At 39.9% G+C, this 14,646-nt stretch carries 13 protein-coding genes; 5 read left to right on the plus strand and 8 right to left on the minus strand.

Features of this window, described 5'->3' with window-relative positions; all coding sequences use genetic code 11:
- Positions 1-5 precede the first annotated feature (5 nt).
- The 3 genes from B9Y81_RS07525 to B9Y81_RS07535 form a co-directional block, all read right to left on the minus strand.
- The gene (locus tag B9Y81_RS07525) at positions 6-3,233 is read right to left on the minus strand and encodes a SusC/RagA family TonB-linked outer membrane protein (protein ID WP_085536369.1); all 3,228 of its coding nucleotides are present in this window, start codon (positions 3,231-3,233) and stop codon (positions 6-8) included.
- A 654-nt stretch (positions 3,234-3,887) separates the two neighbouring features.
- Positions 3,888-4,472 carry an acyl carrier protein phosphodiesterase gene (locus B9Y81_RS07530; protein WP_085536370.1) on the minus strand — a complete coding sequence of 195 codons (585 nt, stop codon included), beginning with the start codon at positions 4,470-4,472 and terminating at the stop codon, positions 3,888-3,890.
- Positions 4,469-5,383, minus strand: coding sequence for a glucosaminidase domain-containing protein (locus tag B9Y81_RS07535; protein ID WP_085536371.1), 915 nt, complete (start codon positions 5,381-5,383; stop codon positions 4,469-4,471). Before B9Y81_RS07535 ends, B9Y81_RS07530 begins: the two co-directional genes overlap by 4 nt.
- A 223-nt stretch (positions 5,384-5,606) precedes the next feature.
- Between B9Y81_RS07535 and mutA the strand changes: the two genes are divergently transcribed.
- The 4 genes from mutA (at position 5,607) to B9Y81_RS15215 (ending at position 10,334) form a co-directional block, all read left to right on the plus strand.
- The gene (gene mutA / locus B9Y81_RS07540; RefSeq protein ID WP_085536372.1) at positions 5,607-7,466 is read left to right on the plus strand and encodes a methylmalonyl-CoA mutase small subunit; all 1,860 of its coding nucleotides are present in this window, start codon (positions 5,607-5,609) and stop codon (positions 7,464-7,466) included.
- Positions 7,467-7,477: 11 nt separating this feature from the next.
- Entirely contained in the window at positions 7,478-9,625 is a 2,148-nt protein-coding gene (gene scpA, locus B9Y81_RS07545) for a methylmalonyl-CoA mutase (RefSeq protein ID WP_085536373.1), read from the plus strand.
- Positions 9,626-9,772: 147 nt separating this feature from the next.
- Positions 9,773-10,048, plus strand: a complete 276-nt coding sequence (locus B9Y81_RS07550) for a zinc ribbon domain-containing protein (protein ID WP_085536571.1) — start codon at positions 9,773-9,775, stop codon at positions 10,046-10,048.
- Positions 10,049-10,055: 7 nt separating this feature from the next.
- Positions 10,056-10,334, plus strand: a complete 279-nt coding sequence (locus B9Y81_RS15215; RefSeq protein WP_139822902.1) for a zinc ribbon domain-containing protein — start codon at positions 10,056-10,058, stop codon at positions 10,332-10,334.
- 126 nt (positions 10,335-10,460) lie between these two features.
- Here the strand turns inward: B9Y81_RS15215 and rplS are convergent, their stop codons facing one another.
- Positions 10,461-10,808 (minus strand): 50S ribosomal protein L19, encoded by a 348-nt coding sequence (rplS, locus tag B9Y81_RS07555; RefSeq protein ID WP_085536374.1) that lies wholly within the window; start codon positions 10,806-10,808, stop codon positions 10,461-10,463.
- A gap of 463 nt (positions 10,809-11,271) precedes the next feature.
- Between rplS and B9Y81_RS07565 the strand changes: the two genes are divergently transcribed.
- On the plus strand, positions 11,272-11,943 hold the full coding sequence (locus B9Y81_RS07565) for a Crp/Fnr family transcriptional regulator (RefSeq protein ID WP_085536376.1): 672 nt from the start codon (positions 11,272-11,274) through the stop codon (positions 11,941-11,943).
- 6 nt (positions 11,944-11,949) lie between these two features.
- Here B9Y81_RS07565 and B9Y81_RS07570 read toward each other — a convergent pair whose 3' ends face one another.
- The 4 genes from B9Y81_RS07570 to pyrB are packed head-to-tail and all read right to left on the minus strand — an operon-like array spanning position 11,950 to position 14,643.
- The gene (locus tag B9Y81_RS07570) at positions 11,950-12,681 is read right to left on the minus strand and encodes a porin family protein (protein ID WP_085536377.1); all 732 of its coding nucleotides are present in this window, start codon (positions 12,679-12,681) and stop codon (positions 11,950-11,952) included.
- A gap of 7 nt (positions 12,682-12,688) precedes the next feature.
- Positions 12,689-13,255 (minus strand): flavin reductase family protein, encoded by a 567-nt coding sequence (locus tag B9Y81_RS07575; protein WP_085536378.1) that lies wholly within the window; start codon positions 13,253-13,255, stop codon positions 12,689-12,691.
- Positions 13,252-13,716, minus strand: a complete 465-nt coding sequence (gene pyrI, locus B9Y81_RS07580) for an aspartate carbamoyltransferase regulatory subunit (RefSeq protein ID WP_085536379.1) — start codon at positions 13,714-13,716, stop codon at positions 13,252-13,254. The genes B9Y81_RS07575 and pyrI overlap by 4 nt, the downstream gene beginning before the upstream one ends.
- A 9-nt stretch (positions 13,717-13,725) precedes the next feature.
- Entirely contained in the window at positions 13,726-14,643 is a 918-nt protein-coding gene (gene pyrB / locus B9Y81_RS07585; RefSeq protein WP_085536380.1) for an aspartate carbamoyltransferase, read from the minus strand.
- Positions 14,644-14,646 lie beyond the last annotated feature (3 nt).

Here is a 14,646-nt window from a genome sequence, read left to right on the forward strand (position 1 = left end):
TTTAATTAAAATGTTAAACCTAACTTAAGACCGATACTGCGTGAGCCCGGGGTTGAAGCCTGTTCAAAACCTACACCACGGCTATCGCTGGACACACCACCGGTTTCCGGATCTAAACGCATCGTATTGGATGAGTGCACCCAAAGTAAGGCGAGGTTTGTACCGATCAACGACACGGTTGCCTTATTGAAATACTTTGTTTTATTCAATACAGATTTCGGAATATCGTATGACAGATATACCTCACGCAGTTTCAGGAACGAACCGTCAAACACATACGTTTCAGACGTTCCATAAGAGTTAAACCAGGTATAAGCATCCGTCTTGATCGTGTTTTCAACCCAACTTCCACTTGCGTCTTGCATCACAAAACGTTCATTTGTCTGCACATCTTTTCCGCCGATGATATCCCGTTCACGAATACCATTCTTGGCTGTTTCGTAAGCAACACCCGCGGAGTATGAGTGAGACATGGATTGAGACCAAATATCACCGCCTACACGTAAGTCAAGTAAAAATCCGAAAGCGAGGTTTTTATAATTGAAATCCTGGCGCCATCCCATCAAGAAATCAGGCGTAACATTTCCAATAACCGAAGCAGAAGCCGTAGTCGGTCTGCCGTTTGCATTTACTTTTATTGCGCCAAGCTGGTCTGATGTGGCTACATTTTTCTTAACATCCTCTTCCGAAATACGAGCATAACCGGTACCCACCAGGTCGCCCCATGCCGAACCAACTCTCGCTTGAGTAGCAATCCCCCAGGTCCATCCGATTTGATATGTTTCCAATCCCGGATACAAGCTTATTACCTTACTTTTATCCTTCGAAAAGTTCAATGTAGACGTCCAGTTCAAACCCTCGTTGTTGCGTAAAACATCTCCTTTAAGTTGAATTTCGATTCCTTTGTTATCAATCCGTCCGGCGTTAACCAGCATAGACGAAAAACCAATCACGTTTGATGTTGTTACCGAAAGAATCTGATCTTTAGTTTGTTTTTGATAGTAAGCCAAGTCCAAACGGATTCTGTCGTCAAACAAACCTACTTCTGTACCCACTTCCCAAGTAGTAATACTTTCAGGCTTCAAATCAAAATTAGGATAAGTATAGCTTTTATACATCTGAGCTACTCCGTTAAACGCGGAAGTTTCGGCATAATAATAATAGCTGTTGCGATACGCACTTGTGGCAGAACCAATCTGAGCAATACCCGCGCGAAGTTTCAGGAATGAAAGCACATTTCCCTTAATGCTTTCAAAAGAAGCCGTTGGAATCCAGCTTAAGCTTACAGACGGATAAAAGAAATCTTCATGAATCGTTGAACTCCAGTCGTTACGCGCGCTGGCATCTAAATAAAGCTGACTTTTCCAACCAAGGGAAGCATTGGCATACACCGAATTTGAACGTATATGGCTGTGGTCCATTGTTGTTGTAGCATCCCCTCGTTTGTTGGCCAATGTGTAACCACCCGGAACCGTTAATGCCGTTGCTCCCAAATCATGTGTTTCCCATGATACATCACGGTAGTTCGCGCCAATAATACCCGAAAGGTTAAAATCACCGAACACTTTATTTACAGCAGCGATAAAGTCCATGTTCAGTTCGGTATTTTTGGTTGTTTGTTGCAAAAATCCGCCATCAGGCCAATCACCACGATCAAAATAGTGCTTCTCGAATGTTTGCGCGTTATAATAATCAAAACCAAGGCGACCTTCGAATTTCAGCCATTCAAAAGGTTGATAGAATAACGACGACTTACCGAAAATACGGTCACGCTGATAGCTGTTCGTATTCTCATTTAACGAGAAATAAGGATTCATGTGGTAATAATCGATCCAGTTATAATACGTATAATTACCGTTGGCATCCTTTTGATCCCAATTGTCTTTTAACGTTTTCATGTTGATCTGACGACCGGACCAGGTAATCAATGAATTGATCGGGTTATTCCCGTAACCCTGCGTAATCAGGTTGTCACTTTGGGTACGGGTGTAGCTGGCGTTCATGTTATAGGTAATATACTTATTCAGCTTCATTTCCGTGCTGAGCTGACCGGAATATTTCTTTTGATCGGTATTAGGCACAGTACCTGCCTGATCACGAAAAGAAAGCGACGCACGTGTAGTGATGTTTTCACTTTTAGCCTGTACGGAAACCATGTGGTTCATAGACACACCCGTTTGGAAGAAATCTTTCACGTTATTCGGACGAGCCACCCAGTCCACATATTCGCCATTACTGTCGTATTGACTAATCTTTAATCCGGCATTCAATCGTGGTCCCCAAGATTCATCATAGCCTGTATTAACATCGGTAGCATAATCAAACCCATACCGTACTGCATAATCCTGATAACTCAAATCCGAATATTTCCCGTTTTTCCAATGCCACTCATCACCGTCGTGTCCCTGACCGTAAGCGTTCTGAAGTTTTGGAAGATTTGCCACCCTGTCCATGGTTATGTTCATATCATAGGATATAGAAACTCCACTTGAGCCTTTGCCCGATTTCGTTGTGATCAAGATTACACCGTTACCGGCACGCATACCATACAAAGCGGCTGATCCTCCCTTCAACACGGAGATAGATTCAATATCTTCAGGGTTAATGTCATTCAATCCGGAACCATAGTCAACCCCATTATATGTATTGTCTCCGGAACGTTGTGTGTCATTGGCAATCGGAACGCCATCTACAACAATTAAAGGTTGCTGATCGGCACTAAGCGAAGAGTTACCCCGAATCGCAATACGCGAAGAAGCACCAACAGAACCCCCGAATTGGTTGATTTGAACCCCGGCTACCTTTCCGGACAAAGAACTTGTTAAGCTTGTTGCACCGGCTTTGGTTAATTCGCCTGCTTTCACTTCCTGCACAGCATAACCAAGCGATTTCTTTTCGCGGTTAAGCCCCATGGCAGTTACCACAACCTCGTCTAAAGCCTGTGAATCAGTAGATAGAAGTACCTCAATTTTGGATTTTACAGCCACTTCCTGACTTTTCATACCTAAATAAGAAACCACTAAAGTAGTAGCCGAACCCGGAACATTGAGCGTAAACGCCCCATCAAAATTGGTAACCGTACCGATGGTTGTACCTTTCACAACAATTGATGCCCCAATAATCGGTTCTCGATCTTCTGCGGAAAGAACCACCCCCTCCACCGGTAGCGTTTGAGCCTTTGTGGCTCCTATGCTTACCAAGAAGCATAACAAAAGATAAGTCAATCTTTTCATAAACACTTTTTTTACATTTTTATTAACATTAAGTAAAGTTCTTCACAAACACACATTAACACAGATAACCCATTTTTACAATCAAAAAGATAATTCTAAACACAAATATAAAACAGAATATAAAATCAAATATTAATTATTCTTTGCCATTTTTTACAACAGCAAATATAGTAACATCCTAAAACTACAAACTATATTATTTCTTTTTTTTATTGTTAATATGACATTTTTTCAATCATATCATAACCGGAGCAACACAAACCATAGATAAAACGAATTAAAATACACTATTTAATCAAAGTATAAAGCTTAAAATAAAACTAATTACAAGCATGTAAAGAGGCACAAAATGCATTATCATTTTAACACACAAAAACTCAATCAAGTTACTTATACATAAACAAAACAGAAAAGGCAAGTATTGCAGATAATTAACAATTAATGATCACATCTTTTATTTTTCTTTTTTAAACCTATATTTTTTATCCGATAACCTTTGTTTTCCTTTTTCCACAGATATAGAAAAAGCTTTCTACAGATATAGAAAAGTTTTTCCACAATTGTCGAACTGTTTTTCCACAGATATAGAAAAAGAAAAATATACTTTAAACAGATAAGTTTATCCTTATTAAAAGAAGATTTTAAAGGATAGTATCAGGCTTTGGTTATATAATCCCGACAAAAGAGCCTGAGGTCGGTAAAGAACAACATGAATTGGTTAAACAATTCGTCTTCATGTTCGGACAGATACACCATAGCATTATCAACAGAAATATCCAGGTTGCGGTATTTAACCATTATTTCAAGGGATTGACGAATTCCTTCCGGTTTGGCGTATTTACCAAGCCGGTCGGTTAAAATAAAATGCCACATAAAGCTTTTCATTCTGGCAGGTAGGTAACGGTAGTTTAAAACGAGCGTAATATAAAAGTTCTTTGTGTAAAAAGTCAACGATTTGTCTGAATACAGATGAAACCGGGAAGCGAGAAAATAATCAAAATAAATATCCAGTAAGATAGCGGAATAACGCCCAAAATCCGGGCGTAATTTAACAACCATCTCCCGTACAACCGGATGGTTATCTGTGTAATAATCAATAGCTCTATGAAATAAAATACCATCGGCAATATCTTTGGGGTAGTTTTCATACCCCTTTCCTTTTACAGCATCTCCAATATAATTTCCCAGCTGCCGTTTACGGACCGAACCCGAAAGAAAAATATGAGCTAAATAATTCATCGTAGTTTCAACACGTCACCCTCTTCGGGAACATAATCGTCGTTTTTCTTATTCATTTTGTACAGATTCTTTATTCTGATTCCATACTTCTGAGCTATACTGTGCATAGATTCACCGATTTGCACAACATGGTCATAATAAGGTTTGTCGGCTTTCTTCTTTTTCTTTTGAAGATAGATAACATCGCCTTTTTGAAGCGGAAAATCGACCGGCACTTCATTGTATTTTTGCAGATCTTTCGGTTTAAACCCTAAATCTCTCGCCACATCCTCGAAGCTGTCATTCGCGTTGGCATATACATATATTAAACCGTGCGTTTTATAAACCGCGCGCTTACTTATCGCTTTAGAAGAAGGCACGGAAACCGAGGTGTTTTTCCGTCCTTTATTGGAATCGAATTTATACAACTCATAATCTTCGATCATTTTTATAAGCTTGTTGGCGTAGGCTTTATCGGTAGCGTATCCGCTTTTCTGAAGCCCTCTTGCCCAGCCTTTGTAATCTTTAACATTAAGCTTAAACAGATTAGCGTATCGAGGTCTGCCGGTAAGAAACAAAGCATGGTCGTCATACGAATCTTCTACTTTCCGATATTTACGAAAGCACTCTCCGCGGAAGTCGTCGTCATGATACGCACGCGCGCCGGTCCAATCGTTGTGACATTTTATACCAAAATGATTATTTGACTTTCTGGCCAACTGGCTCTGGCCCGCGCCAGATTCCAAAATTCCCTGAGCCAATGTAATACTGGCCGGAATTCCATACTTAGCCTGATGTTTCACAGCTATAGAATTATACTTATCTATATAGTTAATATAAGATGTGTTTTTGCGTTGGGCCTGCATCTGAGTAACACCAAACAGGCAGAATACAAATAATAAGAGTTTGTATGATTGCAGCATCAACTTCATAAATGTGTTCTTTTTTTCTTGGATAATGCACAAAGATATACTATTTCCTGTCATTATACTATGTTAAATTAATAAGCAACAGGAATAAGTACACATAAGCATCGTTCGATTTTGCACGCTTTTATTGTTCATTCCTTATTATTATTTTACCTTTGATGTCTGTTATTGAACTGTAAGATTATTGAACATTACTAATACCAAAAGAATTAAAGTAACTAACATTATGTCAGAGTTAAAAGAAAAACTTTTCTCCGAATTTCCGCCGGTTACTACAGATGAATGGATGGCGAAAATTACGGCAGACCTAAAAGGTGTGCCATTTGAGAAAAAACTAATCTGGAAAACGAATGAAGGGTTTGAAGTAAAACCTTTTTACAGAGAAGAAGACATTCAAGACCTGAAGTCCATCAAGTCTTTGCCGGGTGAGTTCCCTTTCGTTAGGGGCACTAAAAAAGACAATAACTGGGATGTACGGCAGGACATTGAAGTGGAAGACTTTGCCGCTGCTAACAAAAAAGCGCTTGATCTCTTGAATAAAGGGATTACTTCTCTCGGGTTTTCTTTCAAGAAAGACAAAATTACGGCAGAAAACATTGCACTATTACTTAGTGGCATTGTAGCCGAATCGGTTGAACTAAACTTCAGAACCTGTCTTAGCGGAGCTACGAAACTTTTAGGAATACTAACAAGTTACCTGAAAGCAGCCGGTGCCGACCTTAGCAAATGTTACGGTTCGGTTAATTATGATGTGTTTAAAAATCCTTTATTAAAAGGATACAAGGCAGAAGACTGGAGCGATGAGGCTATTGAAGTGCTTAACGCCGCCGCCGAATTACCTAAATTCAGAGTGCTTGCTGTAAATGCAATGCTCTTAAACAACTCGGGAGCCTACATTTCGCAGGAGTTAGGTTATGCTTTAGCATGGGGTAACGATTTGCTTGCCAAATTAACAGAAAAAGGACTTTCGGTTGATGAAGTTGCTAAAAGAATTAAGTTTAATTTCGGAGTAAGTTCCAATTACTTCATGGAAATCGCGAAATTCCGTACCGCTCGTTGGTTATGGGCACAAATCGTAGCTCAATACAATCCGGCTTGTGATTGTTCGGCCAAGATGGACGCACACGCAATTACCTCAAAATGGAACATGACTATATATGACGCGCACGTGAACCTATTGCGTACGCAAACCGAAGCAATGTCGGCAGCTATTGCCGGAGTTAACTCAATAACTGTTCTTCCGTTTGATGATGTATATCAGAATTCAGACGATTTCTCTGAACGCATTGCTCGCAATCAACAATTGTTATTGAAAGAGGAATGCCATTTTGATAAGGTAGCTGACCCTGCGGCAGGTTCATATTATGTAGAAGTACTGACAAGTTCGTTGGCCGATGTGGCTTGGAAATTGTTCCTTGAAGTGGAAGAGGCCGGAGGTTTTACCACTTTAGCGGATAAAGGCCAAATACAGAATGCGGTTAATGCATCAGCTATTGCAAGACAAAAAGCTGTAGCTACCCGTCGTGAGGTATTATTAGGAACAAATCAGTTCCCTAACTTCACTGAAGTGGCAGGAGATAAAATAAAGAAAAATTCCGAATGCGGTTGCGGTTGTGGCTGTGGTGACGAAAAAGCGGTTCCTACATTAAACAATTCTCGCGGATCATCAGAATTTGAAGCACTTCGCTTGGCTACAGAAAAAAGCGGCAATACACCAAAAGTATTTATGCTTACTATCGGTAATCTGGCTATGCGTTTGGCTCGCTCGCAATTCTCATCAAACTTCTTTGGCTGTGCAGGTTATAAAGTAATCGATAATTTAGGTTTTGAAACCGTTGAAGCTGGTGTTGAAGCAGCAGTAAAAGCCGGTGCTAACATAGTGGTACTGTGTTCAAGTGACGACGAATACGTTGACTTTGCTCCTGCAGCTTTTAAAGCGATCAACGGAAGAGCTGAATTTGTTGTTGCTGGTGCTCCTGAATGCATGGAGGACCTGAAAACACAAGGCATAACTCAATTTATCAATGTAAGAAGCAACGTGCTGGAAACATTGAAAACCTTTAACGCTAAATTAGGAATTGCTTAAGTAGAAGAATCATGAGACCGAATTTTAAAAATATAGATATAAAAAACGCCGGATTCACAGCTACTAATACGCAAGAGTGGATCAAAGAGAACGGCATTAATGCAGACTGGAAAACTCCTGAACATATAGAAGTTAAGTCTGTTTATACCAAAGAAGATCTTGAAGGAATGGAGCATTTGAATTATGCTTCAGGTCTTCCTCCTTATTTAAGAGGCCCGTATAGCGGTATGTATGCTATGCGTCCTTGGACAATCCGTCAGTACGCCGGATTCTCAACCGCAGAAGAATCGAATGCTTTCTATAGAAGAAACCTTGCTTCAGGGCAAAAGGGTCTTTCTGTAGCTTTCGACTTAGCTACGCACCGCGGATATGACGCTGATCACGACCGTGTAGTTGGTGATGTAGGTAAAGCAGGCGTGTCAATCTGTTCTTTGGAAGATATGAAAGTATTGTTTGATGGTATTCCATTGAATAAGATGTCTGTTTCCATGACTATGAACGGTGCTGTGCTTCCTATATTGGCATTCTATATCAATGCAGGATTAGAGCAAGGTGCTAAATTGGAAGAAATGGCAGGAACAATTCAGAATGACATTCTGAAAGAGTTCATGGTGCGTAACACCTACATTTATCCACCGGAGTTTTCCATGAAGATTATTGCTGATATCTTCGAATACACTTCGCAAAAGATGCCTAAATTTAACTCAATCTCTATCTCCGGTTACCACATGCAGGAAGCAGGAGCTACAGCCGATATTGAGATGGCTTATACACTTTGTGATGGTATGGAGTATTTGCGTGCAGGTATTGATGCAGGTATCGATGTAGATGCCTTCGCTCCTCGCCTGTCTTTCTTCTGGGCAATCGGCATGAATCACTTTATGGAAATCGCGAAAATGCGTGCCGCTCGTATGCTTTGGGCGAAGATTGTGAAAAGCTTCGGAGCAAAGAATCCGAAATCATTAGCACTTCGTACGCATAGTCAGACTTCAGGATGGTCGTTAACGGAACAAGATCCGTTTAACAATGTAGGTCGTACTTGTATTGAAGCTATGGCTGCTGCATTAGGACATACACAATCATTACACACGAACGCATTGGACGAAGCAATCGCTTTACCGACCGACTTCTCTGCCCGTATTGCTCGTAACACACAGATTTATATTCAGGAAGAAACGCAGATATGTAAAGAAATCGACCCTTGGGCAGGTTCTTATTATGTAGAAACGTTGACAAACGAACTTGTTCATAAAGGCTGGGCACTGATTCAGGAAGTACAAAGCATGGGTGGAATGGCAAAAGCAATCGAAACCGGTCTGCCGAAGATGCGTATCGAAGAAGCTGCTGCCCGCACACAAGCACGTATCGACTCTAACTTGCAGACAATTGTTGGTGTAAACAAATATCGTTTGGCTAAAGAAGCACCGATCGACATTCTGGAAATCGACAATACCGCAGTGCGCGTTCAGCAAATCGAACGTCTTAACACAGTACGTGGCAAACGCGACGAAGCTGCTGTAAAAGAAGCGTTGAATGCTATTACCGAATGTGCTCGTACGAAGAAAGGAAACTTGTTGGAATTAGCGGTAAAAGCTGCCGGACTTCGTGCTACTCTTGGTGAAATATCCGATGCTTGCGAAGAAATCGCAGGACGTTATAAAGCAATTATCAGAACTATTTCAGGCGTGTATTCATCAGAAACAAAACAAGATGCAGACTTTATCAGAGCCTGCGAACTGACAGAGAAATTCGCGAAGAAAGAAGGTCGTCAACCTCGTATTATGATCGCGAAAATGGGACAAGACGGTCACGACCGTGGTGCTAAAGTAGTAGCAACAGGGTATGCAGACTGTGGATTCGACGTAGATATGGGACCTTTGTTCCAGACTCCGGCCGAAGCCGCTCGTCAGGCTGTAGAAAATGATGTACACGTAATGGGTGTTTCTTCACTTGCAGCAGGACATAAAACACTTGTTCCTCAGGTAATAGAAGAACTCAAAAAATTAGGACGTGAAGATATAATCGTAATTGCCGGAGGAGTAATTCCTGCTCAGGATTATGATTATCTTTATAAAGCCGGTGTAGCAGCAATCTTTGGTCCGGGTTCACCCGTTGCCAAGGCAGCATGCCAGATTTTAGAAATCCTGTTGGATGAATAATTGAAACAGAATAAATAATTAGAAGCGTGGTTTTCATTGTTAAGCCACGCTTTTTTTGTCAAAAAAAATATCATTCGCAAGAATGGACAACCAGTTAATCAAAAAAAGAAGATAGCTTTGTTTCATTATCAATTAAAACAAACGGTTATGGAAACAAAATTTTGTCAAAGTTGCGGAATGCCTCTTCAAAAGGCTGACGATCACGGAACAAACAAAGATTTAACAAGCAATGACGACTATTGCTGCTATTGTTACAACGAAGGTACTTTTACACAAAACGTGACTATGGATGAAATGATTATCCATTGCGCTCAATTTGTGGATGAATTCAACAAAGGCTCAGACAAAAAAATGTCGAAAGAGGAAGCAATCGCTCAAATGAAACTTTACTTTCCAACATTGAAACGTTGGGCAGCCAACTAAGTATTGTATGAAGGAACTCTTTTGTCAAAGCTGTGGCATGCCTCTATCTGTTCCCGAACATTTCGGCATTTCACCATCAGCCTACAGAAAATCCCCCACTCCATGGAAAGACATACCCCAAATTAACAACACACAATGTAAGTTATCTCCTGAAATCAGAGAAATTTCATCCACAAACAGCATCTACATCCGTATTATTGATGCCTATAGCTCTCCTAAATCATACAATATTGCCTGGGGTAAACTATATCACTTTGCCGTAGATAACCAATTAGAATGCCTGTAAGAAATTTTCCTTTCATAAACAGAAAATACTAACCGCAAAGAAAACTTTCTAAACCATTACAAAGCATTTAAAACAAAAAAGGATGTACCGTGTTGGTACATCCTTTTTTTGCGAAATATGAGTAGATTAAACTCTTTTTTCTTTGATTCTTGCTTTTTTACCGGTACGTTCACGTAGGTAGTACAATTTAGCTCTGCGAACTTTACCCACTTTGTTAAGTGTGATACTTTCGATAAATGGAGAATCCATTGGGAAAATTCTTTCTACACCAACGTTTTCAGACATTTTACGAACAGTGAAACGTTTTTTGTCACCATGTCCTGAGATACGGATAACAACACCTCTGTACTGCTGGATACGTTCTTTGTTACCTTCTTTAATACGGTAAGCAATTGTTACTGTATCTCCACTTTTAAATGCAGGATACTCTTTTTTTACAGCAAATGCTTCCTCTGCAACTTTAATAAAATCCATTTTTGTATAGCTTTTAATTGTTATTTTAACGAAACGCAATGTAACGGGCCCCATGTCCCGACAGAGATTACGTAAAGCGGTTGCAAAGTAACGAAAGATTTATGTGATAAACAAAATTCTTACCGCTTAAATTACTATATATACGGGTAATACTCCTCTATCTATTAAATGTACACGAATAACCTGTCAATTCTTTTTTATAAAGGATATTTTCCTTTTTCTATATCTGTGGAAAAACTTTTCTATATCTGTGGTAAAGTTTTTCTATATATATGGAAAAAGGAAAATAAAGGTTATTTACAGAAAACAATAGTAATAGTAGCAAAAAAGGGAACAATTAATAATTAGTTCAATCACAACTTTCAGGTATTTTTGTTCATTAAACGGTGTATTATGCAGAAAAGAAGGTTGATGTAAAGAAGTATGCTTACATTTGAGCATCTCAATTCAATACAATGATACAATGAATACAGAAGAGATCGCAAAAACCAATCTTTTTGCCGGTTTAACAGCAGATGAAATCGAGCAGATACTCACGTCTGTTCAGGTTAGTGAATCTACCTACCCGAAAGGAAGTATACTTGCTATGCAAGATGAGCCGTGCAATCGCCTGATATTTTTACTGAAAGGAAGTGTTAAAGCCGAAATGACGGATCCTTCGGGAAAAATCGTCAAGGTGGAGGATATTGAGGCGCCTAATCCGTTAGCTCCACTGTTTTTGTTTGGGAAAGAGAGTCGGTTTCCCGTACAGGTTACCACACGTGAAAATGTAACAGCACTGATTATACCCAAGGGTTCTGTTTTGAAAATGCTTCGGATGCACGAACAGCTTCTACAAAATTATCTGGATATTTCCGCGTATTACGCTTCCGCGCTCAGTAAGAAGCTGCATCTGATGTCGTTCAGAACGATCAGACAAAAGATCATTATTTATCTGCTGAATCTGCCGGAAGAAAAAGCAAATCAGGTAGAACTGGATCGAACCCAGCATGCGTTAGCAGAATACTTTGGGGTTTCACGTCCGGCTTTAGCCCGTGAACTGCGCAATATGCAAGACGACGGCCTAATCGAACTGGAGAAAAAGATGGTTAGATTTGTAAATAAGCCTAAATTAGTACAGCTTATCCGGTTCTAAGCGTGATTAGAAGAGGAATCCTAAAGAGAAGCCCATCATGTTCAATCGTTTGTCGAGAACGATATTTCCGGCCAAAGGGAGATCATCTCCTATCCTCTTGAAGTTTTTTTCACGATGATTTAAACCGACTTCGTAAGTAAAATCAAAAAACAACTGCCATAAAGTAACTCCAATACCTCCCATCAGGTTCACTCTAAACTTCGTGTCGTCGGTGGTGTATTTATCGTTATAATAATCGAGATTGGAGGTATACTGTATGCTATAATTGTATTTCATTGAAGCACCTGCCATTATAGATAAACCAAAGGGTTTTTCTTTAACAAGATTATACCCAATCAGAACAGGTAGTGCGAGCGAGTGGATTTTAAGATTTAATTGGTCGGACATTTGTTTGGTAGGCGTTGATCTCAATGGATTTACTCCTTCCGGAATATTGAAATTAAACCTGCTTTCTGTGGTATGCCAGGCCAAACTGGGTTGTAAAAAGAATCGATCGAAGTTTAAGCGTAAAAAAAGGGCTGCCATATAGCCCACCTTATATTCTACATTCGATTCAATAGGTATATCCTCTATTGTGAATGTATTTACAACCGGTAATACGGAACTGAAACCTACTTTGGCTCCCCAGTTAAAATAAGCGCTTTGTTTTGGCTTAATCTGCACGGAATCAGTTTCCACAGCCTTTAAAACACTGCACGAAAGAAGCAACAGCGATAAAATGAGGAGCCAATGTTTCATGTAATTCTTATTTTTTCTTTTTCACGGACCAGCCGAATTTACCGACCAATTCACCTAACTCATAATATTTACCATGCGAATAAGCAAGTAAGCCGGCTTTTTCCATATCAAAGGCACCGGTTTCAGCATTCAGGTATTTTTCGTCAGCCCGTACATTCACCACATCCGCAATAAACATATCGTGACTACCTAATGGGATAATTTCTTTCACTCTGCATTCTATACAAAGGGGAGATTCCTCTATTAACGGAGCATTAACAAGAGAGGCTTTTCCCGGTGTGAGGTTCATTTCTTCAAACTTATGATAGGTCCGTCCGCTGTTCACACCGCACCAATCCGTCGCAAAAGCCAGGTCTTTTGTCGTCAGATTGATTACAAACTCCATATTCTTCTTTATAATAGGATACGAATGACGCTCCGGTCGTACAGAAATATAACACATGGGGGGATTTGTACAAATTGTACCCAGCCAACTTATCGTCAAAATATTATACTCATCCGGTTCACTTCCGCATGTAATCATCGCAGCAGGAAGCGGATAAATCATCGTTCCCGGTTTCCAGTCTTGTTTCATTTTAACACAATATCTTCCTTGTTAATTTTACGTTCGCAATAACGGCATCTGAGCGTTCCCTTTTCCCGGTCTATTACGTCAAAATGCGTTGGCATTGGTTCATTGTTGGTAATACATTTAGGATTATTACACTTCACCAATGCTGTAATTTCGTCGGGCAATATAACCGCTTTCTTTTCTACCACTTCAAAATCGCGGATTATATTCAGTATCACGTTGGGAGCAATCAAAGCGATCCTGTTAATAATATCTTCCTGAAAGAACTTATCCGATATTTTAATAACTCCCTTCGATCCCATTTTTGAGCTCTTAAAGTTATTGCCGATCGTAATGGTATTATTCATTTTTTCCAGTCCTAACAAGTTGGCTACCTTGAACAGGCGATCGGGGGGGATATGATCTATTGCTGTTCCATTTTCTAATGCAGCAACCTGCATTTCACGTTTTTTTTGCGCTGACATAACTTTACATCAATTAATGGTAATACCTAAAACTTCACAGATAATGGCCTCACGCGTAAACAGTCCATTTCGTGCCTGCTGAATATAATAAGCCTTCGGACTATCGTCAACGTCGTATTCAATTTCATTGACACGCGGAAGCGGATGCAGTATCCTCAAGTTATCACGACTATTATCCAACATACTATTACGTAAGATATAGACATTCTTCACCCGTTCATATTCTTCCAGATCCGTAAAACGTTCACGTTGAACGCGTGTCATGTATAAAATATCTGATTCATTTATTATCTCTTCGGAAAAGGCCGTATGTTCATAATACTTAATCCCGTGTTCATCACAAAAATTTTTTTGTTCTTCAGGCATACGCAACTCCTCCGGCGCGATGAAATGAAAAGTCGGATTAAAGTGAGACATACCCACAATCAGCGAATGCACTGTGCGCCCGTATTTAAGATCTCCCACCATAGTTATGGTCAGATTATTTAAATCTCCTTGTGTTTTGCGGATTGAATATAAATCAAGCAAGGTTTGAGATGGATGCTGATTGGCTCCGTCTCCTGCATTTACAATTGGAATAGTTGTGATTTCGGAAGCATAGCGGGCGGCACCTTCCAAATAATGACGCATAATGATCAGATCGGCATAATTGCTCACCATAAGAATGGTGTCTTTTAATGTTTCACCCTTGGAGGAACTTGTTGTAGAGGCGTCCTGAAAACCAATCACTCGTCCACCCAAACGGTTAATTGCTGTTTCAAAACTCAGTCGGGTACGCGTGGAAGGTTCAAAAAACAAAGTAGCTACCACCTTTCCTTCCAACAATCGCCGATTCGGGTTCGCTTCAAATAAAGCCGCGTTATCCAAGATACGGATTATATCCTCTTCAGTACACTGATCAATAGAAACTAAACTGTTACTTTTCATGTT

Source organism: Massilibacteroides vaginae, from assembly GCF_900178525.1.
GTDB lineage: Bacteria > Bacteroidota > Bacteroidia > Bacteroidales > Tannerellaceae > Massilibacteroides > Massilibacteroides vaginae.